This window comes from Yinghuangia sp. ASG 101 (genome assembly GCF_021165735.1).
Taxonomy (GTDB): Bacteria; Actinomycetota; Actinomycetes; order Streptomycetales; family Streptomycetaceae; genus Yinghuangia.
The window spans coordinates 1,354,942-1,379,172 of the sequence record NZ_CP088911.1 but is presented as its reverse complement, the minus strand read 5'-3'; the positions used below and the strand labels follow the sequence as shown (position 1 = coordinate 1,379,172).

General features: G+C 72.5%; 23 protein-coding genes and 1 pseudogene. 19 read left to right on the top strand and 5 right to left on the bottom strand.

Annotation, left to right across the window (positions count from 1 at the left end):
• Positions 1-120: 120 nt before the first annotated feature.
• Positions 121-951 (bottom strand): DUF2470 domain-containing protein, encoded by an 831-nt coding sequence (locus LO772_RS05565; protein WP_231777238.1) that lies wholly within the window; start codon positions 949-951, stop codon positions 121-123.
• A 149-nt stretch (positions 952-1,100) separates the two neighbouring features.
• Between LO772_RS05565 and rpsD the strand changes: the two genes are divergently transcribed.
• The 8 genes and pseudogenes from rpsD (at position 1,101) to LO772_RS05525 (ending at position 9,297) form a co-directional block, all read left to right on the top strand.
• On the top strand, positions 1,101-1,709 hold the full coding sequence (gene rpsD, locus LO772_RS05560) for a 30S ribosomal protein S4 (protein WP_231777237.1): 609 nt from the start codon (positions 1,101-1,103) through the stop codon (positions 1,707-1,709).
• 380 nt (positions 1,710-2,089) lie between these two features.
• A complete protein-coding gene (locus LO772_RS05555) occupies positions 2,090-2,518 on the top strand; it encodes a DUF948 domain-containing protein (protein ID WP_231777236.1) in 429 nt (142 codons plus the stop codon).
• A gap of 1 nt (position 2,519) precedes the next feature.
• The gene (locus LO772_RS05550; RefSeq protein WP_231777235.1) at positions 2,520-2,996 is read left to right on the top strand and encodes a DUF6167 family protein; all 477 of its coding nucleotides are present in this window, start codon (positions 2,520-2,522) and stop codon (positions 2,994-2,996) included.
• Positions 2,996-5,665, top strand: a complete 2,670-nt coding sequence (gene alaS / locus LO772_RS05545) for an alanine--tRNA ligase (RefSeq protein ID WP_231777234.1) — start codon at positions 2,996-2,998, stop codon at positions 5,663-5,665. The genes LO772_RS05550 and alaS overlap by 1 nt, the downstream gene beginning before the upstream one ends.
• 50 nt (positions 5,666-5,715) lie before the next feature.
• Positions 5,716-6,195 (top strand): annotated as a pseudogene (gene ruvX / locus LO772_RS05540) (Holliday junction resolvase RuvX); the annotation flags it as partial.
• 142 nt (positions 6,196-6,337) lie between these two features.
• The gene (mltG, locus tag LO772_RS05535) at positions 6,338-7,495 is read left to right on the top strand and encodes an endolytic transglycosylase MltG (RefSeq protein WP_231777233.1); all 1,158 of its coding nucleotides are present in this window, start codon (positions 6,338-6,340) and stop codon (positions 7,493-7,495) included.
• Between the two features lie 5 nt (positions 7,496-7,500).
• Entirely contained in the window at positions 7,501-8,340 is an 840-nt protein-coding gene (locus tag LO772_RS05530) for a shikimate dehydrogenase (RefSeq protein WP_231777232.1), read from the top strand.
• Positions 8,341-8,544: 204 nt separating this feature from the next.
• Positions 8,545-9,297 carry a prepilin peptidase gene (locus tag LO772_RS05525; protein WP_269453159.1) on the top strand — a complete coding sequence of 251 codons (753 nt, stop codon included), beginning with the start codon at positions 8,545-8,547 and terminating at the stop codon, positions 9,295-9,297.
• Positions 9,298-9,434: 137 nt separating this feature from the next.
• Here the strand turns inward: LO772_RS05525 and LO772_RS05520 are convergent, their stop codons facing one another.
• On the bottom strand, positions 9,435-9,965 hold the full coding sequence (locus LO772_RS05520) for a DUF523 domain-containing protein (RefSeq protein ID WP_231777231.1): 531 nt from the start codon (positions 9,963-9,965) through the stop codon (positions 9,435-9,437).
• Positions 9,966-10,177: 212 nt separating this feature from the next.
• Between LO772_RS05520 and aroC the strand changes: the two genes are divergently transcribed.
• The 4 genes from aroC to aroQ are packed head-to-tail and all read left to right on the top strand — an operon-like array spanning position 10,178 to position 13,522.
• The gene (aroC, locus tag LO772_RS05515; protein ID WP_231777230.1) at positions 10,178-11,362 is read left to right on the top strand and encodes a chorismate synthase; all 1,185 of its coding nucleotides are present in this window, start codon (positions 10,178-10,180) and stop codon (positions 11,360-11,362) included.
• 44 nt (positions 11,363-11,406) lie between these two features.
• Positions 11,407-11,988 carry a shikimate kinase gene (locus LO772_RS05510; RefSeq protein WP_231777229.1) on the top strand — a complete coding sequence of 194 codons (582 nt, stop codon included), beginning with the start codon at positions 11,407-11,409 and terminating at the stop codon, positions 11,986-11,988.
• On the top strand, positions 11,985-13,082 hold the full coding sequence (aroB, locus tag LO772_RS05505; protein ID WP_231777228.1) for a 3-dehydroquinate synthase: 1,098 nt from the start codon (positions 11,985-11,987) through the stop codon (positions 13,080-13,082). Before LO772_RS05510 ends, aroB begins: the two co-directional genes overlap by 4 nt.
• Positions 13,079-13,522, top strand: coding sequence for a type II 3-dehydroquinate dehydratase (gene aroQ, locus LO772_RS05500; protein WP_231777227.1), 444 nt, complete (start codon positions 13,079-13,081; stop codon positions 13,520-13,522). Before aroB ends, aroQ begins: the two co-directional genes overlap by 4 nt.
• Positions 13,523-13,756: 234 nt before the next feature.
• On the opposite strand, the gene LO772_RS35750 is transcribed toward aroQ, so the two are convergent.
• Positions 13,757-16,498, bottom strand: coding sequence for a trypsin-like serine peptidase (locus LO772_RS35750; RefSeq protein WP_269453224.1), 2,742 nt, complete (start codon positions 16,496-16,498; stop codon positions 13,757-13,759).
• A 251-nt stretch (positions 16,499-16,749) separates the two neighbouring features.
• Between LO772_RS35750 and LO772_RS05490 the strand changes: the two genes are divergently transcribed.
• The 6 genes from LO772_RS05490 (at position 16,750) to LO772_RS05465 (ending at position 21,374) form a co-directional block, all read left to right on the top strand.
• Complete coding sequence (locus tag LO772_RS05490; RefSeq protein ID WP_231777226.1) at positions 16,750-17,865, top strand: M24 family metallopeptidase; 1,116 nt, start codon at positions 16,750-16,752, stop codon at positions 17,863-17,865.
• Positions 17,866-17,933: 68 nt separating this feature from the next.
• Positions 17,934-18,500, top strand: coding sequence for an elongation factor P (gene efp, locus LO772_RS05485; protein ID WP_231777225.1), 567 nt, complete (start codon positions 17,934-17,936; stop codon positions 18,498-18,500).
• A complete protein-coding gene (gene nusB, locus LO772_RS05480; protein ID WP_231777224.1) occupies positions 18,500-18,928 on the top strand; it encodes a transcription antitermination factor NusB in 429 nt (142 codons plus the stop codon). The genes efp and nusB overlap by 1 nt, the downstream gene beginning before the upstream one ends.
• Positions 18,929-19,177: 249 nt before the next feature.
• The gene (locus LO772_RS05475; protein WP_231777223.1) at positions 19,178-20,635 is read left to right on the top strand and encodes an MFS transporter; all 1,458 of its coding nucleotides are present in this window, start codon (positions 19,178-19,180) and stop codon (positions 20,633-20,635) included.
• A gap of 32 nt (positions 20,636-20,667) precedes the next feature.
• Entirely contained in the window at positions 20,668-21,036 is a 369-nt protein-coding gene (locus LO772_RS05470; RefSeq protein ID WP_231777222.1) for a YidH family protein, read from the top strand.
• Positions 21,033-21,374, top strand: coding sequence for a DUF202 domain-containing protein (locus LO772_RS05465; protein WP_231777221.1), 342 nt, complete (start codon positions 21,033-21,035; stop codon positions 21,372-21,374). The genes LO772_RS05470 and LO772_RS05465 overlap by 4 nt, the downstream gene beginning before the upstream one ends.
• Positions 21,375-21,584: 210 nt before the next feature.
• Here the strand turns inward: LO772_RS05465 and LO772_RS05460 are convergent, their stop codons facing one another.
• Complete coding sequence (locus tag LO772_RS05460; protein WP_231777220.1) at positions 21,585-22,085, bottom strand: MarR family winged helix-turn-helix transcriptional regulator; 501 nt, start codon at positions 22,083-22,085, stop codon at positions 21,585-21,587.
• Between the two features lie 265 nt (positions 22,086-22,350).
• Between LO772_RS05460 and LO772_RS05455 the strand changes: the two genes are divergently transcribed.
• A complete protein-coding gene (locus tag LO772_RS05455) occupies positions 22,351-23,367 on the top strand; it encodes a LacI family DNA-binding transcriptional regulator (RefSeq protein WP_231777219.1) in 1,017 nt (338 codons plus the stop codon).
• A gap of 303 nt (positions 23,368-23,670) precedes the next feature.
• Here the strand turns inward: LO772_RS05455 and bldD are convergent, their stop codons facing one another.
• Positions 23,671-24,174, bottom strand: a complete 504-nt coding sequence (gene bldD / locus LO772_RS05450; protein WP_231777218.1) for a transcriptional regulator BldD — start codon at positions 24,172-24,174, stop codon at positions 23,671-23,673.
• Between the last annotated feature and the right edge of the window lie 57 nt (positions 24,175-24,231).

The window sequence follows — 24,231 nt, the reverse complement described above, 5'->3', positions numbered from 1 at the left end:
AACGGATGTTGGGGGCAAAACTCCGCGGCTGTGCGCCGCGGAACCATCAAAGGTGGTCAGGAGCGGTCGGAAGTGCTCTCGATAGCTTCGGAACCTCTCCGGGAAATCGACGAAATTCGTTCAGGAGCAGGGGGATTCGGGCGACCCCGGGCCATGGAACAGCGTCCGCAGAGCCTCGCCGAGTGTGGCGGGCCCGGTCACCGGTGACGTGAATTCGAAGCGGACGTCGCGCGTGCGCGTCGGGCTCGTGCAGCGCAGCCGCAGCCCGAACTGGTCGAGCGCGACCGGCGCCACGCGGTCGCCTTTCGTCACCGCGCCGGTCAGCCGGCACAGACGGTGCAACTCGGCACCGTGCGCGGCGGCGAGGTGTTGCAGCAACTCGGCCTCGTGCACGGCCACCGGGTCGGCCCCGGCGGCGCCGTACTCGTCGGGTTCGACGTGCTCGGCGCCCCACAGGTCGTCGACGAGGACCTCCCCGGGCTCCAGGCGCACGACGGCGCCCGACCGCGATTCGCCGAAGGCCAGCAGCGCGGGGTCGTGCGTCGCGGCGGCGAGGCGCGCCGCGGCCCGGCCGAGGCCCGAGCCGGACGGCGTGCTCAGCCACCCGGCGATCCAGCAGTGCGCGCGCACCCGCTGCGGCACGGCGACCGGTGCGACGTCCACCAAATGCAGGACGGCGGCGACGTCGTCGCGCGAGGTCAGCACCGCGGCGCCGATCTCCGGCGGGACGAGCAGGAGTATCGACCCGTCGGCCTCCACCGTGCGGGCCGCGGGGACGATCGGCTCGTCACCGATGTGGCCGGGGAGTTCGACGATCGCGGACGCGGCGTGCGCGGCCAGGGTGCGGGCGCGCGACGCGGCGTCGGGGTGGCTGCCGCGCGAGCGCCGGCGGTCGCAGCCGTCGGCGGACGCGTCGGGCGTGGCATCGGCGGCGTCGGTGGTCCGGGGCATGCGTCCTCCAGCGGTGTGTGCGACAGGCGTACGGCGGGGCGATGGCGATCACGCGTCCCGGGGCTTTCCCTCGAAGTGCCATCGACGTTAAGGTTAGGCTTACCTAAATCGGCCGTGGCTGGCAAGTACCCACCCACTCGGAGGATCCGTTGAACCAGGCTCGCCCCAAGATCAAGCGCAGCCGCGCCCTCGGCGTCGCCCTGACCCCCAAAGCGCAGAAGTACCTGGAAAACCGGCCGTATCCTCCGGGCGAGCACGGCCGCGGACGCAAGCAGGCGTCGGACTACAAGGTGCGCCTGCTGGAGAAGCAGAAGCTGCGCGCGCAGTACGACATCAACGAGACCCAGATGCGCGCCGCGTTCGACAACGCGCACAAGCACCAGGGCAAGACCGGCGAGGAGATGGTCGTCGCCCTGGAGCGGCGCCTCGACGCGTTCGTCCTGCGCGCCGGATTCGCGCGCACGATCTACCAGGCGCGCCAGATGGTCGGCCACGGCCACTTCGAGGTCAACGGCACCAAGGTCGACCGGCCGTCGTACCGGCTCCGGCCCGAGGACGTCGTCGGCGTCCGCGAACGCAGCCGCGACAAGGCGCTGTTCCAGGTCGTCCGCGCCGGCGGCTTCGCGGCCGAGAACACCCCCAAATACATCGAGGTCAACCTCGGCGCGCTCGTCGCCCGCCTCGACCGGCTCCCGCAGCGCCGCGAGATCCCGGTCATCTGCGACGAGCAACTCGTCGTCGAGTACTACTCGCGCTGACGCCTCCCGCACGCACGCGGCGAAACGGGCCTGGCCCCCCATCCGGGGCCAGGCCCTTTTCGCCGCGTGCTTCGTCGTGGGCGGCGCCGTACGTTTGCTCCGTTTTTGCTCCGCCTTCGCCCCGTGTCACCCGCGTACACGTGTCGGACAACCGTCGCACACAGCGACGAGTCCCCTCCTACAGGGCCACCACCGGTCCGTGCACCGCACCCCGTGCGGCCGGTAGTGTCAGGCGACCGTTCCGCAGCGTCTCCGTCACGTCGCGGTAGGGTCGGGGCTTCCGGAATCGCCCGTGTGGATGTCTCCCGGGTGACTTCCCCTCAGCTTGTCGTCCGCCGTTGTCTTTCGGCCGCAAAAGGCCATTGAAGGAGCGCATCAAGGTGTCGGGTGGCGAAGTCGCGCTGATGATCATCGCGACGTTCTGGGCGATTCTCGTCGCCTTCCTCGCGCTGGTGCTGGTGAAACTGGTCAAGGTGCTCAAGGAGGCGACCCGCCTCGTCTCCGACATCGCCGACCGTACGCCGCCCCTGCTGGACGAGATGACCGACGCCGTCCGCGCGACCAACGCGCAACTGGCCCGCGTCGACCAGATCGCCGGGAACGTGCAGACGATGTCGACCAACGCCACCGCGCTGTCGTCGACCGTCGCCGCCACGCTCGGCGGCCCGCTGGTCAAGACCGCGGCCTTCTCCTACGGGGTGCGCCGCGCGCTGTCCGCGCAACAACGTGCGGAACTGGCCAAGCGCGTACGCTCCACCGCCAAAGCCGAACGCATCGCGCGCCAGCGCGCCGCTCGCGGAAGGTCGTGACATGGCCCGGATCTTCTGGATGGCCGTCGGTGCCGGCGCGGGTGTGTGGGCCGCGCGCAAGGTCAAGGACAAGGCGCAGAAGTACACGCCCGAGGGCGTCGCGGACAACGTCACCGGAATCGGCGAGGCCATCCGCTACTTCGCCGACGAGGTCCGCGCGGGCATGGCCGACCGCGAGGCCGAGCTGTACCGCGCGATCGGCGCCGACGTCACCGCCGCCGCAGCGCCCCCGGTCATCCAGGCGGGCCGCGATTATCCGGTTCTGCCTCCGGCCCGGGGGCCGTACCGTGGACGTGACGTGTACGGACGCGACGTGTACGACCCGTACGAGCTGGACGCGTACGACCCGCGCGACGCCCACGACCGACACGAGAACCAACAGGGCTTCCGCCTCGGCCTCCCCGGCGCGGCGCCCGCCCCCAGACTGCGCGACCGCCGCGGCGGCGGCACCAGGCACGACCGGAAGGACCGACGCTGATGGATTCCGCAGAGATCCGTAGCCGCTGGCTGCGCTTCTTCGAAGAGCGCGGACACACCGTCGTACCATCGGCTTCGCTGGTCGCCGACGACCCCACCCTGCTGCTCGTCAACGCCGGCATGGTGCCTTTCAAGCCGTACTTCCTCGGCGAGGTCAAGCCCCCGTTCCCCCGCGCCACGAGCGTCCAGAAGTGCGTGCGCACCCTCGACATCGACGAGGTCGGCAAGACCACCCGGCACGGCTCGTTCTTCCAGATGTGCGGCAACTTCTCCTTCGGCGACTACTTCAAAGAGCAAGCGATCTCGCTCGCCTGGGAGTTGCTGACCAGCCCGGTCGCCGACGGCGGCTACGGCCTGCCGCCCGAGAAGCTGTGGATCACCGTCTATGTCGACGACGACGAGGCGGAGACGATCTGGCGCGAAAAGATCGGCGTCCCCGCCGAACGCATCCAACGCCTCGGCAAGGCCGACAACTTCTGGTCGATGGGCGTGCCCGGCCCGTGCGGCCCGTGCTCGGAGATCAACTACGACCGCGGCCCCGACTACGGCGAGGCGGGCGGCCCCGCCGTCAACGGCGAGCGCTACCTGGAGATCTGGAACCTCGTCTTCATGCAGTTCGTGCGCGGCGAGGGCACCGGCAAGGACGACTACGAGATCCACGGCGTCCTCCCCGCCAAGAGCGTCGACACCGGCCTCGGCCTCGAACGCCTCGCGTGCATCCTGCAAGGCGTCGACAACCTCTACGAGATCGACACGTCGCGGAAGATCCTGGACCGCGCCGCCGAACTCACCGGCCACCGCTACGGCGCCGACCTCAAGTCCGACATCGCGCTGCGCGTCGTCGCGGACCACATCCGCACCGCCGTCATGCTCATCGGCGACGGCGTCGTACCCGGCAACGAGGGCCGCGGCTACGTGCTGCGCCGCATGATGCGGCGCGCGATCCGCAACATGCGCCTGCTCGGCGCCGACGGCCCGACCGTCAGCGCGCTGGTCGACACGACGATCGACGCGATGAGCCCGCAGTACCCCGAACTGCGCACCGACGCAAAGCGGATCGACTCGATCGCGGTCGCCGAGGAAAGCCGCTTCCTCGACAAGATCGTCACCGGCACCTCGATCCTCGACAACGAGATCGGCAGGACCAAGGCCGCGGGCGGCGCCACACTGTCCGGCAGCGCGGCCTTCGCCCTGCACGACACGCACGGCTTCCCGATCGACCTCACCCTCGAAATGGCCGCCGAGCAAGGCCTGGAGGTCGACGAGGACGGCTTCCGCCGCCTCATGGCCGAGCAGAAGAAGCGCGCGAAGGAGGACGCCCGCGCGAAGAAGCAGGGCCACGCCGACGTGTCGGCGTACCGCGAGATCGCCGACACCTCCGGTGCCACCGAGTTCACCGGCTACCTGCTCGACGCGAGCGAGACGACCGTCGTCGGCCTCCTCGTCGACGGCGTCTCCGCACCCGCCGCGCACGAGGGCGACGACGTCGAAATCGTGCTGGACCGCACGCCGTTCTACGCCGAAGGCGGCGGTCAGCTCGCCGACACCGGGCGCATCCGCGTCGAGGGCGGCGGCGTGGTCGAGGTCCGCGACGTCCAGCAGCCCGTCCCCGGCGTCAGCGTGCACCGCGGCACCGTGCAGGTCGGCGAGGTCACCGTCGGAGCCGCGGCACACGCGACCATCGACACCGAGCGCCGCCGGGCGATCGCCCGCGCGCACAGCGCCACGCACCTCACCCACCAGGCGCTCCGCGACGCTCTCGGCCCGACGGCCGCGCAGGCCGGCTCCGAGAACGCCCCCGGGCGCTTCCGGTTCGACTTCGGCGCCCCCTCGGCGGTGCCCGGCGGTGTGCTCACCGACGTCGAGCAGAAGATCAACGAGGTGCTGGCCCGCGATCTCGACGTGGTCGCGGAGGTCATGAGCATGGACGCGGCCCGCGCCCAGGGCGCCACCGCGATGTTCGGCGAGAAGTACGGCGACGAGGTCCGGGTCGTCACGATCGGCGACTACTCCAAGGAGCTGTGCGGAGGCACGCACGTCCACAACACCGCGCAGCTCGGACTCGTGAAGCTGCTCGGCGAATCGTCGATCGGTGCGGGCGTACGCCGCGTCGAGGCGCTTGTCGGCGTCGACGCGTACCGCTTCCTCGCCCGCGAGCACACGATCGTCAACCAGCTCACCGACGTCGTGAAGGGCCGTCCCGAGGAACTGCCCGAGCGGGTCTCGTCGATCGTCGCCAAGCTGCGCGAGGCCGAGAAGGAGATCGACCGGATGCGCGCGGCGCAGGTCCTCCAGGCCTCCGCGAGCCTGGCCGAGGGCGCGTCGGACGTCAACGGCGTCGCTCTCGTCGCGCGGCGGGTCGCCGACGGCACCCCGACCGACGACCTGCGCAAGCTCGCCCTCGACGTCCGCGGGCGGCTGGGCACGCGCCCGGCGGCCGTCACCGTCGTGTCCGTCGTGAACAACAAGCCCATGGTGGTCGTCGCGACCAACGACGGGGCACGCGAACGCGGCGTCAAGGCGGGCGAGTTGGTGCGCACCGCGGCACAGGCACTCGGGGGCGGCGGCGGAGGGAAGGACGACGTCGCACAAGGCGGCGGCGCCAACCCGGCGGCCGTGGACGACGCGCTGGCCGCGGTGGCCGGCACCGTCGCCCGGAAAACGGCCTGAGGCTTGGGGACGCGGATGGACCGACGCCGTCCCGCCGACGCACCGGTGCGATGTCCCGCCGCACCGGTGACCGAGGGGAGACACCGGTGAGGCGCGGGGTCAGAATCGCGGTCGACGTCGGGGAGGTGCGCGTCGGCGTCGCCGCGAGCGACCCGCACGGCCTCGTCGCGACCCCCGTCGAGACGGTTCCCGCCGGGCGCGGCGTGCGGCGCGTGGGTGAACTCGTCGCCGAACGCGAGGCCGTCGAGGTCGTCGTCGGACTGCCGAGGTCGCTGTCCGGCCGCGAGGGGCCGGCCGCCGCCAAGGCCCGCGCCTTCGCGACCCGGCTCGCCGCGACCGTGGCACCGGTCCCCGTCCGCATGGTCGACGAACGACTGACGACGGTCACCGCGACACGCGACCTGCGTGCCTCAGGAGTACGCGGCAAGAAGGCCCGTACTGTCGTCGACCAGGCGGCAGCGGTCGTCATCCTGCAGAACGCGCTGGAAACCGAGCGGACGTCGGGACGCCCGCCCGGCCAGGAAGTCCAGGCGCCCCCGGCACGGGACGCGGACACACCCGGAGCCACCGCCGCCGGCAACGCCGCCGCCTCGGCGGCCACCGACACCGGCTCGCCGGTGCCACATCCCTGCCCGCGGCCCACGCCCCCGACCCAGGCGGAGACCACCCCAGATGAGTGACCTCGGACTGACGATGGATACCGAGCCGCGTAGTCGGCGCCGGGGCAAAAGCGGAGGATCGCGCGGCAGGCGCAAGGACAAACGCGGTCGCAGCGGCTGCGCGGTCTTCATCGCCTTCTCGATCGTCATCGCACTGGTCGCCACCGGCGGCTGGTACGCGTACGGCTTCATCAAGGACCGATTCGGCCCGCCCCCGGACTACTCCGGCGCCGGCTCCGACGGCAGCTCGGTCGTGGTCATCGTCAAGCCCGGGTGGGTCGCGTCGCAGATCGGCAACGAGCTGAAGCGCGCCCAGATCGTCAAGAGCGTCGACGCCTTCACGAAGGTCTACACCGCCGACAAGCTGCAGCGGAACATCGAGGCCGCCGCGTATGTCATGAAGAAGCACATGTCGGCGAAGTCGGCTTTCGAGTACATGGTCAACAAGGAGAACAAAGAGACCGCGACCATCCCCGAGGGCTACCGTGCCACCAAGGTCTACACGGCCCTGGCCGAGAAGATGCAGATTGACCCCAAGGAGTTCGAGACGGCGGCGAAGGACCCGTCGATCGGGCTGCCGGCCTGGGCCAACGGCCAGATCGAGGGCTTCCTCTTCCCGACGCAGTATCCGGTCGCGCCCGGTATGAAGCCCGTGGACGTGCTGCGCGACATGGTGACCACCGCCAACAACAAGTTCGTGAAGTTCGACCTGGAGAACCGCGCCCGCGCCGTCGGCAAGACGCCGTACGAGGTCCTCATCATCGCGAGCATGGTCCAGGCCGAGGCCAAGCAGGCGGCGGACTTCGGGAAGATCTCGCGCGTCATCTACAACCGCCTCGAATCCAAGCCGCCGATGAACCTCGGCTTCGACTCGACGGTCAACTACGGCCTCGACCGCAACAACATCGTCGTCACCAACGCCGACACCAAGAAAGACCACCCCTGGAACACCTATCTGCACCCGGGGCTGCCGGAGACACCCATCAACAATCCGGGTGAAGACGCCCTGGAGGCCGCACTCGACCCGACGCCGGGCGACATGCTCTACTTCGTCACCGTCAACCTGGAGACCGGCGAGACGAAGTACGCCAAGACGGCCGCCGAGCACGAGAAGAACAAAGAGGAGTTCGAGGCCTACATGGAAGACCAGAAAAAGAAGAACGGCGGCTGAGACGCGTGGACGACCATCGCCGGGCGGCCGTGCTCGGCTCGCCGATCGCCCACTCGCTGTCCCCGGTCCTGCACCGGGCGGCGTACGCGGCGCTCGGGCTCGACGCGTGGAGCTACGACGCGTTCGACGTCGACGAGACTGGGCTCGCGGCGTTCGTCGGGGGATTGGACGCGTCGTGGGCGGGCCTCTCGCTGACCATGCCGCTCAAGCGCGCGATCCTGCCGCTGCTCGACGAGGTCTCGGCGACCGCCCGCGACGTCGACGCCGTCAACACCGTGGTGTTCGGCGCCGACGGCCGACGCGGCGGCGACAACACCGATGTCCCGGGCCTCGTCGCGGCGTTGCGCGAACGCGGGGTCACGCGCGTCGATTCCGCCGCGGTCTTCGGGGCGGGTGCCACCGCGACCTCCGCGCTGGCCGCCCTGCGCGAGGTCTGCGACGGCCCGGTGCGCGCCTACGTGCGCGGCGCGGTGCGGGCCCAGGAGATGTTCGAGGCGGGGGAACGCCTCGGCGTCGAGATCCAGATCCGCCCGTGGGAAGACGCCCGCAAAGGCTTCGGCTACCCCCTCGTGATCTCCACGACCCCCAAGGGCGCCACCGACCACTTGGCCCCACAGGTGCCGGCGTCGCCGGGTGTGCTCTTCGACGTGGTCTACGACCCCTGGCCGACCCGACTCGCCGCGGCGTGGCCGGGGACCGTGGTCGGCGGCCTGGACCTGCTGGTCCACCAGGCGGTCCTCCAGGTCGAGGCGATGACCGGCCGCCCGGGACCGCTCGCGGAGATGCGCGAGGCGGGGGAGAAGGCGCTCGCGGCGCGGGGGGACGCGCGGGACGCGTTGGGGTGAACGGGGCCGGGCGGTCGGCCCCGAGGGGCCGCCGAGCCGCCGCGGAGCCTCGCCGACGGCGGCACACGCACGGTGTCCCCCGTGAGCGGTGGCTCCCGGGGGCACAGGCCGGATGAGCGCCCCGCCGCCCGCCGTTGTCCACAGGCTCCGTGCCTGTGGACAACGCAGCGTGGTCACGCGGCGATCCACCGTAGTGTCCGGTGGGTGTTCGCCATCCCACCCGGCCTGGGGCTGCTCGTCGGTTGCGGGATGGGCCTGTTCGTACGGTCCGCCGTGTTCCACCACGCGGTGCCCGCGGGCAGCCCACCCCGCCGGGAGTGCCCCGCCTGCGGCCGTCTCCTCCTGCCGTACGGAACGCTCGTGCCACGGCCGCTGTCGGCGTCGGGGCGTTGCCCGTCCTGCCGTGGCCGGATCGGGCCGCCGCCGGGGCTGCCCGAGGCACTGACGGCCGCCGCGGTCGCCGTCACCGTGCCGGTTGCGACGCCCGCCTGGACGGCGCCGCTATGGTGCTGGCTCGCCGTGTTCGGCACCGCGCTCGCGCTCGTCGACCTCACGGTCCACCGGCTGCCCGACGCGTTGACCTTCCCCGCCGCCGGAGGCCTGGTGGTCATGCTCGCGGGCATCGCGGCCGTCGAGGGCCGCCCCGGCGCCTTCCTGCGGGCCCTGCTCGCCGCGGCGATACTCGGCGCCGTCCACCTGGCGCTCGGCCTGACGGGCCGGATAGGCATGGGCGACGCCAAACTCGCCGTCGTCCTGGGCCTCGTCCTCGGATGGTCGGGCGGGCGGCACATCCTGGTCGCCGAGCTCGCCACTCTCCTCCTCGCCGGCACCCACGCGTCCGCCCTCCTCGCCACCGGCCGCGCACAACCCCACGACACCTTCGCCTTCGGCCCGTTCATACTCGCCGGAACAGCCCTCACCATTGCCATCGGCGGCCCCGGGAGCACCCACCGTTAGGCCCGGCCCGCGGCACTCACCGGCAAGTCCTGCCGGGGGACCGCGCGCCGCGCTCACGTCGCGCCCGGCCCCGGCGGTCCGCCGGTCCGAGGTCTGCCGCATCCGCGGGTCGGCACGGCGAAGGCGGCCGGGGGCGGTCAGGTGTGGTCGGAGGTGGTGTCCAGTTCGGCCAACGCGGCTTGTGCGGCGTCGAGTTCGTCCTCGTTGAAGACGCGGACACCGGCCCGCCGCAGTGCCGCCGCCGCGACGCCCTCGCCGGTGACGCGCGTCGCGGTGAAGGTGCCGTCGTAGGTCTCGTGGTTGCCGCACGACGGGCTGCGGGCCTTCATGACCGCGATGCGGATGCCGTGGCGCGCGGCCAGGTCGAGGCAGAGGCGGGCGCCTTCGAGGTATGGGGCGGTGACGTCGTCGCCGTCGCGGGTGCGGACGCGGGCGGAGCCGTCCAGGACGTCCGCACCTTGGCCGCCGGGGATCTCGGCCCTCGGGCGCGGGGTCGGCAGACCGCCTTCGACCTCCGGGCACACCGGCACCACGCGGCCTTCCGCCGCCCACCGGGCCAGGATGTCCTCGGCGGGTTGGACACCGCCGTCGTAGCGGACACGGTGTCCCAGGAGACAGCGGCTGACCAGAACCTTGTGGACACGGGGAACCTGCTCGACCCTGGGCACGTGGCGCCTCCGGCGAGGTGGCTGCGGCGGTGTACGGCTCCGAACCATCCTGCCGGTTCCCGGTTCGTCCCGCCGTCAGGGAAGCCCGCCGGCCGGTCCAGCACTCGGACGGGGGCGCGAGGGGACCCGCCGGGCATGAAAGGATCAGGGCAGGCCATTTCCCGCGCGGAGCGCGGTCCCGGCGGGTGCCGGGCAGTACTGGAGGAACACCGTTGGGCAACTTGCGCTGGCTGACCGCGGGCGAATCGCACGGGCCCGCCCTGGTCGCGACTCTTGAGGGCCTTCCCGCCGGAGTGCCGGTCACCACCGACACGGTCGCCGACGCACTCGCCCGGCGACGGCTCGGCTACGGCCGCGGCGCCCGGATGAAGTTCGAACGCGACGAGGTGACCTTCCTCGGCGGCGTGCGGCACGGCCGCACCCTGGGCAGCCCCGTGGCGGTCATGGTCGGCAACACCGAATGGCCCAAGTGGGAGACGGTCATGGCGGCCGACCCCGTCGACCCCGACGTGCTGGCGGGCATCGCGCGCAACGCGCCCCTGACGCGTCCGCGGCCCGGCCACGCCGACCTCGCGGGCATGCAGAAGTACGGCTTCGACGAGGCCCGGCCGATCCTGGAGCGGGCCAGCGCCCGCGAGACCGCCGCCCGGGTCGCGCTCGGCTCGGTGGCGGCGTCGTTCCTCGCCGAGGCCGCCGGGATCCGGATCGTCAGCCACGTCGTGGAGTTCGGCGCGGCCAAGGCCCCCAGCGGCGTCGTCCCGGTCCCGGAGGACACCGCCCGGCTCGACGCCGACCCGGTGCGCTGCCTGGACCCGGAGGCCGGCGCCGCGATGGTCGCCGAGGTCGACGCCGCCCACGAGGCCGGTGACACCCTCGGCGGCGTCGTCGAGGTGCTGGCGTACGGCCTGCCGCCGGGGCTCGGCAGCCACGTGCACTGGGACCGTCGCCTGGACGCCCGGCTCGCCGCCGCCCTCATGGGCATTCAGGCGATCAAGGGCGTCGAGTTGGGCGACGGATTCGACCTGGCCCGGGTGCGTGGTTCGCAGGCGCACGACGAGATCGTCCGGACCCCGGAGGGCGCCCGGCGCACCTCGGGGCGTTCCGGCGGCACCGAAGGCGGCATGTCGACCGGCGAGGTGCTGCGCGTCCGGGCCGCGATGAAGCCGATCGCGACCGTGCCGCGCGCCCTGGCGACGTTCGACGTCCGCACCGGGGAAGCCGCCCAGGCGCACCACCAGCGGTCCGACGTCGCGGCGGTCCCGGCCGCGGGCATCGTCGCGGAGGCCATGGTCGCGCTGGTGCTGGCCGACGCCGTGGTGGAGAAGTTCGGCGGCGACTCGGTGGCCGAGACGCGGCGCAACGTGACCGGCTACCTCGACACCCTGGCGATCAAGTAGCGGCCGGGCAGGCAGGGGCAAGGCGAGCGGGGAGGCAGAACCCGATGGAGACACCGACCACAGGGCCCGCGGTCGTCCTCGTCGGTCCGCCCGGGGCCGGCAAGACGACGGTCGGCCTGCTGCTGGCGGCCCGCACCGGCACGGAGTTCCGGGACACCGACGCCGACGTCGAGAAGGCCGCGGGCAAACCGATCCCGGACATCTTCGTCGACGACGGCGAACCGCACTTCCGCGAGCTGGAGCACCGCGCGGTGGCCGCCGCCCTCGCCGACCACGACGGCATCCTCGCCCTCGGCGGCGGCGCCGTGATGGCCGCCGAGACGCGCAAGCTGCTGGTTGGCCACCCCGTCGCCTTCCTCGACGTCGAACTCGCGGACGCCGTACGCCGGGTCGGCCTCGACGCGCCGCGCCCCCTGCTGATCGGCAATCCGCGCGCCCGCTGGCGGGAGCTGATGGAGCAGCGCCGACCGTTGTACGAAGAGGTCGCGACCGTGGTGGTCCCGACCGCCGGGCGCACGCCGGAGCAGGTCGCCGACGAACTGCTGGCGGCGCTCGCGCGTCCCGGCCGGGCGGTTGCCCCCGACACCGGCGACGAAGACGACGTGACCAAGGACCAGGAGCGATGAGCGCAACCAGCGACGACCCCGTCCGGATCACCGTGGGCGGCGACGCCGAGCCCTACGACGTACTGGTCGGCACCGGCCTGCTCGGTGAGCTGACCGGCATGCTGGGCCCGAAGGTCCGCCGCGTCGCGGTGCTGCACCCCGAGGCGCTGAGCGTCGCGGGCGAGGCGGTACGCGAGGACCTTGCCGCGCAGGGGTACGAGGCCATCGCGATCCAGGTGCCCAACGCCGAGGAGGCCAAGGACGTCCAGGTCGCCGCGTACTGCTGGTCGGTGCTCGGCCAGACCGGGTTCACCCGCTCCGACGCGGTCGTCGGCATCGGCGGCGGCGCGACCACGGACCTCGCGGGCTTCGTCGCCGCGACGTGGCTGCGGGGTGTGCGCTGGATCGCGATCCCCACGACCCTGCTGGCGATGGTCGACGCGGCGGTGGGCGGCAAGACGGGGATCAACACCGCCGAGGGCAAGAACCTCGTCGGCTCGTTCCACCCGCCGGCCGGGGTGCTGGCCGACCTGGCGACGCTGGAGACGCTGCCGGCCAACGACTACATCAGCGGCCTCGCCGAGGTGGTCAAGGCCGGATTCATCGCCGACCCGGTCATCCTCGACCGGATCGAGGCCGACCCGGCCGGGGCGCGCGTCGTCGAGGGCCCACACACCGCCGAGCTGATCGAGCGCGCGATCCGCGTGAAGGCCGAGGTCGTGACCGCCGACCTCAAGGAGTCGGGCCGCCGCGAATTCCTCAACTACGGCCACACGCTCGGCCACGCCATCGAGAAGGCCGAGCGCTACAAGTGGCGGCACGGTGCCGCGGTCAGCGTCGGCATGGTGTACGCCGCCGAACTCGGGCGCCTCGCCGGGCGGTTGGACGACGCGACCGCCGACCGCCACCGGACGATCCTGGAAGCCCTCGGCCTGCCGCTCACCTACCGGGGCGACGCGTGGCCGAAGCTCCTCGACACCATGCGGATCGACAAGAAGTCGCGCGCCGACATGCTGCGCTTCGTCGTCCTGGACGGGCTGGCGAAGCCCGCGATCCTCGAAGCCCCCGACCCGGCCATGCTGGCGGCGGCCTACGGCGAGGTGGCGCGCTCGTGACCGTGACCGACGTCCTCGTGCTCAACGGCCCCAACCTCGGCCGCCTCGGCAGCCGCGAGCCGGACGTGTACGGCTCGACGTCGTACGCCGGGCTCGTCGCGGCGTGCGAGAAGACCGGCGCGCAACTCGGCTTCGCGGTCGAGGTGCGGGAGACCAACGACGAAGCCGAGATGATCCGCTGGATCCACCGGGCGGCCGACGAGCGCACGCCCGTCGTCATCAACCCCGGTGCGTTCACGCACTATTCGTACGCGTTGCGGGACGCGATCGCGCAGCGCACGGCGCCCGTGATCGAGGTGCACATCTCGAACCCGTACGCACGCGAGGAGTTCCGGCACACCAGCGTCATCGCCGCGGTCGCCACCGGTACGGTCGCGGGCTTCGGGATCGGCTCGTACCGCTTGGCCCTTCGCGCCCTCGCGGACGAACTCGACACCTGAGCGGCCCGGCCGGGAGACGACGGAGTCGCGTGCGCGGGCGGTGCGGCGACATACGCCGACCGCTCGTGCACGCGCAGGGACCCGAACTCCCAGGCGGTGCGCGGCAGGTCCGGCCGCTCGAGGCGGGCGGCTCCGCGCGACCGAACCGAATCCGTGGCACGGCCCGGCACACCGCGGCGCCCGATGCCGACCGGCCGTGTGCAGAAGCCGCCCCTCGACCCCAACGCGTGGCTGCTAGCGGCGAGCGAGGCCCAGGCGTTCGGCGATCGCCCCGGCGACTTCCGGGTGGGCCAGATACTCGTCGATGTCGTGGGCGGCGTCGCGGGGGTTGTCGACCGAGGACTCGCCGGTGACACCCGTCCATTGCTCGCGCAACGGGCACCCGATCGCGACGGCGTCGGCCGGCGCCCACGCGTTGAACCACGACGACACACGCGGTGGGCAGTGCGGGCCGCGGGTCAGAAGCCGGTCGTAGACGGTGTCCAGGCCGAGGGGCGAACCGACGGTGATCAGGCCGGTGGCGTCGGGGCTCTCGGCCCGCGTGGCGAGCAGGTCCATCCCGACCACCGTGCCGAGACTGTGCGCCACCAGGACGATGCCGCCGGTCGCGGGGACCGTCTCACGGACGCAGGCAAGAACGTCGTCACGGATCCGCCCGTCGTCGAGATACAGCGCGACGTCGCGGAACGCCCTCGCGATGACCAGGCGGTCCAGACCCGAGTGCCGGGCGAGCCACTCCAGCGGACGACGGGTGAGGCGCACCACGGCGCCCGGCAGCCCCAGCCCTTCGTCCTCCCGCGGTGAAGCGGCGTCGGGCATGCCCGATTGCCGCGCGGCGCGGTCCAGCAGGTGTCCGTAAAGCTCGCGGGCCGAGTCGGACGCCGGTGCGGCTGCGGCCTCGGGGTCGTCGGCGACGGCGTCGAACGTCGTGCCGACGGTCTCCTGTGTCCGCAGCGCTTCGGCGAGCCGGTCGCCGTAGTACGGGAAGAACACGTCGGCGGCGTCGATCGCGGCGTAACCGAGTCGGTCGAGTCCGTGGTTGAGCCCGGCCGTCCACGAGCCACGCAGCGCCTCGGGCGCGTGCCCCTGCTGACTGCGGCCGTGCAGGAACACCAGCGCACGTCCCGCGCCGAACGCGTCCGCCCGCCCGGGAAGCCCGGTGAGCACCGGAACGGCCTCCGCGACGCGCGGCGACGGAACCCGCGCACCCGACGGCTCCGCCGACACGGCTCCCGCCACCGACGACGAAGACGGCGGCGCGACCGAGGAATTCGCGGGATCGGCCGGTGCGGCGGCCGGGGGCCCGGGGACGCCCGCAGCCGCAGCAGCCGACACCGCCGGAGCCGCGCCGGGGGCCGCGGGAACCGCCGCATCCGCCACCGGAGCCGCAGCCGGCGCCTCCGGGACGGCCGCCCCCGCCACCGAGGCCGCGCTCGCGGCTGCCGGAACCGCCGTGCCTGCCGCCGGAGTTGCCGGGTCGCCCGCCGCGCCCGCCGCGCCCGCCGCGCCCGCCGCGCCCGCCGCGTTCGTTGGTGACGTGGTCGGTGCGGCCGGAACCGCTGCCGGCGAGTCCACTGCCGTCGTGGGAGCCGCGCTCGCGGGTGGAGGAACCGCCGCGCCTGCCGCCGGAGTTGCCGGGGCGGCCATCGAGTCGGTCGAACCCGCCGAGTGCGTTGGTGGTGTGCTCGGTGCGGCCGGAACCGCTGCCTGTGGGTCCGCCGTGGTGGGAGGCGCGCTCGCGGGAGGGGGAATCACCGGACTCGCGGGTTCGGCCGTCGTCGGAGGCGCGCTCGCCGGTGCGGGGATCGCCGCGCCTGTCGCCGGGACGGCCGTGGCCGTGCCCGCGGGCGCCGGGGGCGTGGGCGGAGTCGCCGCGGGTTCCGTTGCCGGGGCTCCGGCCGCCGGGCCGAGTTCGGCCAGGATTTCCCGGAGTTCGGGTGGGGTGTGTGCGACGACGTGGCGGAGCACGGCGCTGATGCGGGTGCCCTCGTTGGCGATCCACTTGACCGCGGCGTCGCCCTGCGCGCTGGTCCACAGCCCGCCGTCGGTGTTGAGCAGGCGGCCTTGGTCGTCGGTCGCCGGTACGCCGCGGTGGTGGAGGGCGATGACCTCCCACTGGTCGTTGAACACCGGCGAGCCGGAGTTGCCGGGCTCGGTGTCGGTTTTGTAGTGCAGGAACTCGTCGAGGCGCACGAGGAGTTCGTTGTCCCGGATGCAGATCTCCTTCAACCGGCCCGAGGGGTGGCCGACGATGTTGACCGGGTCGCCGATGACGTGCTTGCCGACCGAGGGATCCAGCCGGTTCCACCCGAACGCCTCGCCCGCCGCCCGGCCGTCGGACCCCGGGGCGAGCGCGACGAGCGCGTAGTCGAGCCCGTCGTCGGACGCGAAGAACGCGGTCGGCGCGAAGTCGTACGCGACGGTGGCGGTCGGCATGTCGTCCGGACCGGCGTCCGCGCCGAATTCGACGTACGCGTCCTCGGCACTCGCGGCGTCCGGAAAGACGTGATGGTTCGTCAGCAGCAGGCGCGGCGCGACCAGGAACCCGGTGGCGCACGGTTGGAGGCGCCCGCCGACCCGGAGCCAGATCCGCCCGACCGTGGCACTCGCCCGCACGCCGCGTGCGAGGAACGTGACGGACTGGAAGTCACGCGAATCCCCGATGACCCGTTCGTCCTCGGCGATCGCGTCCGCGGGAGCCGCGCGGGTCCCCGACCTCTCGGCGACGCGCCCGAGTGACGCCAGCAGGCGGCGGGCCCGGCGTTCCAACTCCTCGCGGGTGTCCGGAAAGCGCATGCCCTCGGCACGTCGCGCCGCGATGGCGTCGCGCTGATCGCGGGACGCGTTGTGCCGGGCCGCCGCGGCCCGCATCTGGGCGACCTGGCGCGCGTAGCCGTCCGGATCGCCCGGATCGCCCTGATCGCCCGCGCCGACGCCGTCGTTGTCGCCGGTCTCGCCGGTCTCGCCGATGTGCATTCGGACCACCCCCGCAGCGTGGACGCGGACCCCCGGGCCCGGGGAATCCCGACTTCCGCAAAGCGTAGGACCGGGCACCCGGGCCCCGGGGCGAAATCCAATCGAGAGCCGTGAACTCCTCCGAACGGGTGTAACACGTGGCGAATCGCCACCGCATTGTTCGAACTCACGTACGGACAACCCGAGTCCGCGCGGCGTCCCACCGGGCCGGGTGACGGGCACCGCGTACCGCACGGGGTTACGCTGAGCGCATGCCCGAGGCCCACGCCGTCCGTCGTGAGCGGCTGCGCTCCCGCGTTGCCGTGAGCGGCGCGGACGCCGCACTGATCACGAATCTCGTCAATGTGCGGTACCTGACCGGGTTCACCGGTTCGAACGCCGCCCTCCTGGTGCACGCCGCACGGGAGGACGGCGCGTCGGGCAGACCGGGGGTGGTCCTGGCCACCGACGGCCGCTACGTCACCCAGGCCGCCGAGCAGTCGCCCGACGTCGAGGTCCTGGAGACCCGGCAGGTCGCGCCCGCGCTGGCGAAGCGCGCCGCCGAGGAGAAGGTGCGCCGGCTCGCGGTGGAGGAGCACGCGGTCACCGTCGAGATGCACCGCAAACTCGGCGGAGCCGCGGAGGGCACGGCGCTGGTCGCCCTGGGCCGGGTGGTCGAGGAGTTGCGGCGGGTCAAGGACGCCGACGAGATCGCGACCCTGCGCATCGCCTGCGAGATCGGCGACCAGGCGATCGCGGAGATGATCGAGTCGATCCTGGTCGGGCGTACCGAGCGGCACATCGCGCTGGAGCTGGAACGCCGGATGGCCGACCACGGCGCGGACTCCCCGGCGTTCCCGACGATAGTCGCCTCGGGGCCGCATTCGGCCATCCCGCACCACTCGCCGGGGGACCGCCGGGTCGAGGACGGCGATTTCCTCAAGATCGATTTCGGCGCGTGCTACCGGGGCTACCACGCCGACATGACCCGGACGTTCGTGATCGGCAACGAGCCGGCCGACTGGCAGGTCGAGGTGTACGACGTGGTCTTCGCGGCGCAGAAGGCGGGCCGCGAGGCGCTCGCGCCCGGGGTGGAGACGGCCGCCGTGCACCGGGCGGCGCAGGCGGTGATCGACGCGGCGGGCTACAAGGAGTACTTCCCGCACGGGCTCGGGCACGGGGTCGGGCTGGAGATCCACGAGGACCCGCGCATGGGCCCGGAGACGGACGGTAAGCTGGACGCTTGCATGCCGGTCACCGTCGAGCCGGGGATCTACCTTCCCGGCCGCGGCGGCGTCCGCATCGAGGACACCCTTGTGGTCCGTCCGCCCGAGGACGGCGGGCCGGAGCTACTGACCATCACGACCAAGGAATTGCTCGTTCTGTAGTGCGCGGCCACGCGTGCCCGCGGACGGGCGGTTCGCCGGTCCGAAGCAACGCAGGAGACCCCACACCCGTGGCCACGACCAACGACCTGAAGAACGGCATGGTGCTCAAACTCGACGGTGGACAGCTTTGGTCCGTCGTGGAGTTCCAGCACGTCAAGCCGGGCAAAGGCCCCGCTTTCGTCCGTACCAAGCTCAAGAACGTGATGTCCGGCAAGACCGTCGACAAGACGTTCAACGCCGGCATCAAGGTCGAAACGGCCAATGTCGACCGCCGCGGCATGCAGTTCTCGTACAAGGACGGCGCCGACTTCGTGTTCATGGACACGGAGACCTATGACCAGCTGCCGGTCAGCCCGGACGTCGTCGGCGACGCGGCGAACTATCTGCTGGAGGGCTTCGACGCCACCGTCGCGATGTACGAGGGCTCGGCGCTCTACGTCGAGCTGCCGGCCTCGGTCGAGCTGACGATCAAGTACACCGAGCCGGGCGTGCAGGGCGACCGCTCCACGGGCGGCACGAAGCCGGCCGAGCTGGAGACGGGGTACGAGATCGCCGTCCCGCTCTTCATCACGACCGGTGAGAAGGTCAAGGTCGACACGCGTTCCGGTGACTACCTGGGCCGTGTGAACAACTAGTGGCCGGTGCCCGGACCAAGACCCGCCGTCGTGCGCTGCAGATTCTCTTCGAGGCGGACCAGCGCGGCGGGGACCCGGTGACGGTGCTCGCGGACTGGGTGGGGCGTTCGCGCAAGGACGTCGACAGCCCGCCGGTGGCCGAATACACGATGCAGCTGGTCGAGGGCGTGCGGGAGCACAGGGCCCGGATCGACGACCTGATCTCGACGTACGCCGTCGGCTGGTCGATGGACCGCATGCCCACGGTCGACCGCAATGTCCTGCGGCTGGGCGTGTACGAGCTGCTGTGGGAAGAGGGCGTGCCCGACGCCGTGGTGATCGACGAGGCCGTCGAGCTGGCCAAGGAGTTCTCCACCGACGACTCCCCGCAGTTCGTCAACGGCCTGCTGGCCCGGCTGAAGGACCTGAAGCCCACACTCCAGCGCTGAGACCCCGCCGGGCCCCGCGGCTCCACAATCGCGCGCCGGCCTCGGTGCCCGCGGAGCACGACGCTCCGCGGGCACCGGCGTTTCCGGGACCGGGTGTGCGGATCGGGGGTGCGGGCCGGGGCGCGGGGAAGGGCGCGGCGCGCGCCCGCGCGCGGCGGGTTTCCCCGGGATCGGCAAGATCACGCGGATCCCGCGGGCCGTGGGCAAAAATCGTGGTGGCAGGGCCGGGCAGGGCTTACGTTCAGGACCATGGATTCCGCCGCCGGATCCGACGGCGTCCCGCCGTCGCCGGTTGTCTTCGCGCCTCTGCCGCGCGTCGTCCGCATCGGCTACGGGCTCGGCTCCTTCGGCACCGGCATCTTCGGTGCGGTGCCCGGGCTGCTGCTGCTCTTCTACCTCACCGACGTCCTGGGCGTGGCGCCCCTGCTCGCGGGTGTCGTGGTGTTCCTGCCGAAGGCGTGGGACGCGCTGGCCAATCCGTACGTCGGTAGTCTGTCCGACCGCACCGACCACCGCTGGGGCCCGCGCCGGCCGTGGATGCTCGGCGGAGCGCTGACGCTGCCGTTCCTGTTCGCGGCGATGTTCGCCGGCCCGCCGCTGACCGGGAACTGGGCGGCCCTGTATGTCGGCGGGATGTACGTGCTGGCGGCGACGTCGTTCGCGGCGTTCCAGGTGCCCTACATCGCGATGCCGGCGGAGATCACCGCGGACCACCACGAACGCACGCGCGTCATGTCGTGGCGGGTCGCCTTCCTGTCGTTCGCCATCCTCCTGGCCGGCGGTGTCGCCCCGCTGATCGCCGGCCACTCCGGCGACGACGACCCCGGGACCGTGCAGGGGTACCGGATCATGGGCCTCACGTTGGGCGTGCTGCTGATGGCCGGGATGCTGGCCGCGTTCTTCACCACGTCGCGGGCCCGCAGCGTCGTGCCGGCCGTTCCGGGGGAGCGGTCGATCCTGCGGCAGTTGGCGATCGCCCGGACGAACCGTTCCTTCATGACCCTTCTGGGCATGTACGTCATCCAGGCGACCGGCGCGGGCGCGATGCTCGCGGGCGTGCAGTACTTCTCCACCTACATCCTCGACGATTCCTCCGCGACCACCGGGCTGTTCGCGGCGCTGGTGCTGCCGTCCATCGTCGCGATGCCGTTCTGGTCCCGGGCCGCGCTGCGCTTCGGCAAGCGCGACTCCGCGTTCGCCGCGTCGTGTTGCTTCCTGGTCGCGGCGCTGGCGATGACGTCGGCCGGCCACGTGCCGGTCGGGGTCGTGTACGGCATCACCGCCGTCGCGGGCGTCGGCTACGCGGGCATGCAGATGCTGCCGATGTCGATGATCGCCGACGCGGTCGCCGCCGACGCGATGACCACCGGGAAGCGCCGCGCGGGGGTGTTCACCGGGGTGTGGACCGCCGGGGAGATGCTCGGACTGGCGTTGGGCGCCGGGGTGTTCGCGGCCGTGCTGCAGATCGCCGGCTTCGTCTCGTCGGAGGCCGACCACCGCGTGCCGCAACCGGACAGCGCGCTGACCGGGGTGCTGCTCGGCTTCACGCTGCTGCCCGCCGTGCTGCTCGTGGCGAGCATGCCGTTCATCCTGCGCTACGACCTCACCGAGGAGAAGCTGGCGGCCCTGCGGGACCGGCACGCCGCCGTCCCGCCGCAGGTCGCGCGGACCGCGCCGGTGGCCCGCGTGGAGGAGGACCCGGCCTGAGCCGGGGCGGCGGACACGGCACAATCTCGACCATGGTCAACGAGTGGCGGCGCCGTCTCCGATTGCGTGAGGTCGGGGACGAACCCGACTACCGTTTCACGCTCGCCAACGAACGCACGTTCCTCGCCTGGATCCGCACCGCGCTGTCGCTGCTCGCGGGCGGCGTCGCGGTCGTGCAGTTCCTCCCCGACCTGGGGCCGCACGGCCTGCGGCTGGTTCTCGGGTTCATCCTCGTCGCCATCGCGGCGATGCTGGCCGGGACGGCGTACCGCCGGTGGTTCCGGGTCGAGCGCGCGATGCGCCTCGGGCAGGCGCTGCCCGGCACGCCGATGCCGCTCATGCTGTCGGTGGGCGTCGCGGCGGTCATCGTCGTCAGCGTCGTCCTGATGGCCGTCGCGTGAGCGCCGGCGAAGCCGCGCGCGCCCCCGTCGACCCGGGGCTGCAGCCCGAGCGCACCCGGCTCGCGTGGTCGCGGACGGCACTGGCGTTCCTCGCCAACGGCGGGCTCGTGCTGCACGCCGGACACCGTGCGGACCACCGGGCCTGGCTGCTGCCGGGTGCCGCGGTGATCGCGCTGTCGGCGCTGGTGTACGCGGTGGGGGAGCTGCGCTACCGCCGGGTCGGGGCGGCGGTGCGCGCGAACACGCCGGTGGCCGGGGCCGCGTTGGTCGCGACGGCCGCCGCGGCGGCGGTGTTCACGGCGCTGATGGCGGTCGTGGCGATGGCGGCCGGGAGCTGACGTCCGCGCGGAAGCGGGCGCGAGGGACGGCGGGCCGCGGAAAGTGCTGAGTGAGTGGTGATCCCTTGGGAGTGCGGGCGAGAAGGGAACTCGCGGTGCCACCGCACTTTCGCCGCCGCCGTGGCGGGGCGGCCTCGAAAGCCCGATCACGGGGGCCGGCCGGCGGGGCAAAGCGGACAGTCGGCGGTGTGCGACGCCGTGCCGCGGGGGTCACACGGACCACCACCACGCCTGCCGCAGGCCCTCGGGGATCCGCCCGTCGTCGCGCAGCGTCCGCAGGCCCTTGCGCAGCCCGGTGGTCAGCTCCTCCAGGCCGGTCGGGCCGACCGCGTCCGCCCAGGCCCCCTGGACGTCGGCCAGCTCGGCCCAGATGATCTCGACGCATTCGCGCCCGCGCTCGGTCAGGGTGATGCGGCGGGCCCGGCGGTCCTCGGGATCCGGCCGGCGTTCGACATAGCCCTGGCGGGCCAGGTGGGTCACGACCTCGCCGGCGGACTGCTTGGTCATGCCCAGGCGGCGGCCGAGTTCGGTGGCGGTGGTGCCGTGGTCGCCGACGAGGGTGAGGGCGAAGCCGTGGGTGGGTCGCACGTCGTCGAAGCCCGCGGCGGTCATGCGGTCGATGAAGACCTGGCTTATGCCGCGCACGGCGCCGACGAGCAGAGTCACGAGTTCCGACCCGGATTGGGCTCCGGCGACCGCGTCCTGATGCACGCGGTCAGCGTACCTGTCTATCTGGTCGCGGGGCGCGGCCGGTCCGGGGGACCCGCGTCCCGCAGATTACTTGCCAGTGTCAAAAAGAAATCTGAATATCCCTGGTCAAGCCAAGGAAACGGTACGGTTTCCTCGCTACGTTGCATGCGGTGCCGCAACAATCCGATCAGTGACGGGGGTGCTCGCTCATGAGGTGTCGTCCGACCCCGAGCCGGGAGCCGGGGCAGCGCGGTCTCGCGGGGCGCGGGGCAGGCGGGTGGCGGCCGTGAGCCTTCCCGAGCCCCGGCGCAAGCCCCCCACCAGCGCCGACGTCGCCCGTGTCGCGGGAGTGTCGCGGTCGACCGTGTCGTACGTCCTGAATTCGCCCCCCGGCGCGCGGGTCAGCGCCGAAACGCGCGAACGCGTTCTCAAGGCGGTCCGGGAGATCGGCTACGCCCCCAGCGCCCCCGCGCGTTCGCTGCGTTCGGGCACCAGCGACATCGTCCTGTTCCCGCTGCCCGTGCAGCCGATGGGGCAGCCGCTGGAGCAGTTCATCGACGAACTCACCGAGGGGCTGCGCCGCCAGGACCTCAACCTGCTCATCCACGGCGACCGGCGCGCCCGAGGGGTGGACGCGGCGCGCACCTGGGCCGCGCTGCGTCCGCTCGCGGTGCTGGCCGAGGCCAACCGGCTCAGCGACGAGGGCGTCAAGGTGCTGCGCCGGGCCGGTGTCCGGGCGATCTTCGCGTGGGGGCGCGAGCGGCACCCGGGCGTGCCGACCGCGATCTTCGACAACCGCGACACCGGCGCGCTCGCGATCCGCCACCTCGCGGCGCGCGGCCACCGGCGCATGGCCTGCCTGGTGCCGTCCGGGCCGCTCGCCGCCCTCGCCGGCGAGCGCTGGGAGGGCGCGAAGTCGGCGGCGGAGGAAGCCGGTTGCTCCCTCGAACGCGTCGACGTCGGGTACGTCCGCGACGACGTCCTCGCCCTCGTACGCGACTGGCAGCGCCGGACGAGCCCGCCGACGGCGGTCTTCGCGGGCAACGACGACTTCGCGCTGATGATCATGTCCGCACTCCGCGAGTGCGGCTGGTCGGTTCCCGACGACGTCGCCGTGGTCGGCGCGGACGACCTGCCGTTCTGCGAACTGGTCTGGCCCCGCCTGACGAGCGTCACGATGCACACCCGCACGATGGGCGGCGGCGCCGCCGACGCGCTGACGGCCTTCGTGTCCGGGCGGGCCTACAAGCACCTCGACCATATGGTGGTGCACCCGCGTGTCGTCGTCCGCGAGTCCGGCTGAGCCGCGCCGCGCGCCGATCCGACACGTGCCGCCCGCGAGTTCGTGCGCTGCCTCGCGGACAGCCGCGGCCGACCGAGATGGTGACACACCGTCAACATCCGGCGGCCGTGGGTACGCTCGCGTCCCCGTCCGCCCCACGCCGCCAGGCCCCGGCGGCGGCCTGCGCGTTCCCGGTGAGCGGACGAACAGTCCGCTATACGGAGCGTCCCCCGCCGTGACAATGGCGGGCAAAACGACGGCGGGGTCGGGAGGGCAACTCCCTCCCGACCCCGCCCCGAATGTGACGCTGCGTCAAGTGCCTTGTCAGACACTCGGCGTGGTGTCGACCGCGCGCCGGGCCTCCGGGTTGAGGACACCCCAGCTGATGAGCTGCTCGGTGAGCACGCTGGGCGACTGGTCGTAGATCACGGCGAGCGTGCGGAGGTCGTCCTGGCGGATCGACAGCACCTTGCCGTTGTAGTCGCCGCGCTGGCTCTGGATCGTTGCGGCGTAGCGCTGCAGGGGACCCGCCTTGTCGGACGGGACCTGGGCGAGACGTTCGAGGTCGAGAACAAGGCGCGGAGGCGGCTCGGCGGCGCCGTTCGGCGTGCCGCCGGGCAGCAGTTCCTGCACCGGAACACCGTAGAAGTCGGCGAGCTCGGCGAGGCGCTGCACCGTGACGGCGCGGTCGCCGCGCTCGTACGAGCCGACGACGACGGCCTTCCAGCGCCCTTGGGACTTCTCCTCCACACCGTGCAGGGACAGGCCCTGCTGGGTACGGATGGCGCGGAGTTTCGCCCCGAGCTGCTTGGCGTAGTCGCTGGACATCTGGCTCCCAAAAAACAGGTGACTGACCGTGAAGGCCCACCGGTTCCGTGTTGAGCC

What these genes read in the sequence shown, in the direction of transcription:
- LO772_RS05565 (WP_231777238.1), bottom strand. Translation starts at nt 951, where the DNA reads ATGCCCCGGACCACCGACGCCGCCGATGCCACGCCCGACGCGTCCGCC.
- LO772_RS05550 (WP_231777235.1), top strand. Translation starts at nt 2,520, where the DNA reads ATGGCCCGGATCTTCTGGATGGCCGTCGGTGCCGGCGCGGGTGTGTGG.
- alaS (WP_231777234.1), top strand. Translation starts at nt 2,996, where the DNA reads ATGGATTCCGCAGAGATCCGTAGCCGCTGGCTGCGCTTCTTCGAAGAG.
- mltG (WP_231777233.1), top strand. Translation starts at nt 6,338, where the DNA reads ATGAGTGACCTCGGACTGACGATGGATACCGAGCCGCGTAGTCGGCGC.
- LO772_RS05510 (WP_231777229.1), top strand. Translation starts at nt 11,407, where the DNA reads ATGGAGACACCGACCACAGGGCCCGCGGTCGTCCTCGTCGGTCCGCCC.
- aroB (WP_231777228.1), top strand. Translation starts at nt 11,985, where the DNA reads ATGAGCGCAACCAGCGACGACCCCGTCCGGATCACCGTGGGCGGCGAC.
- LO772_RS35750 (WP_269453224.1), bottom strand. Translation starts at nt 16,498, where the DNA reads ATGCACATCGGCGAGACCGGCGAGACCGGCGACAACGACGGCGTCGGC.
- LO772_RS05490 (WP_231777226.1), top strand. Translation starts at nt 16,750, where the DNA reads ATGCCCGAGGCCCACGCCGTCCGTCGTGAGCGGCTGCGCTCCCGCGTT.
- LO772_RS05475 (WP_231777223.1), top strand. Translation starts at nt 19,178, where the DNA reads ATGGATTCCGCCGCCGGATCCGACGGCGTCCCGCCGTCGCCGGTTGTC.
- LO772_RS05470 (WP_231777222.1), top strand. Translation starts at nt 20,668, where the DNA reads ATGGTCAACGAGTGGCGGCGCCGTCTCCGATTGCGTGAGGTCGGGGAC.
- bldD (WP_231777218.1), bottom strand. Translation starts at nt 24,174, where the DNA reads ATGTCCAGCGACTACGCCAAGCAGCTCGGGGCGAAACTCCGCGCCATC.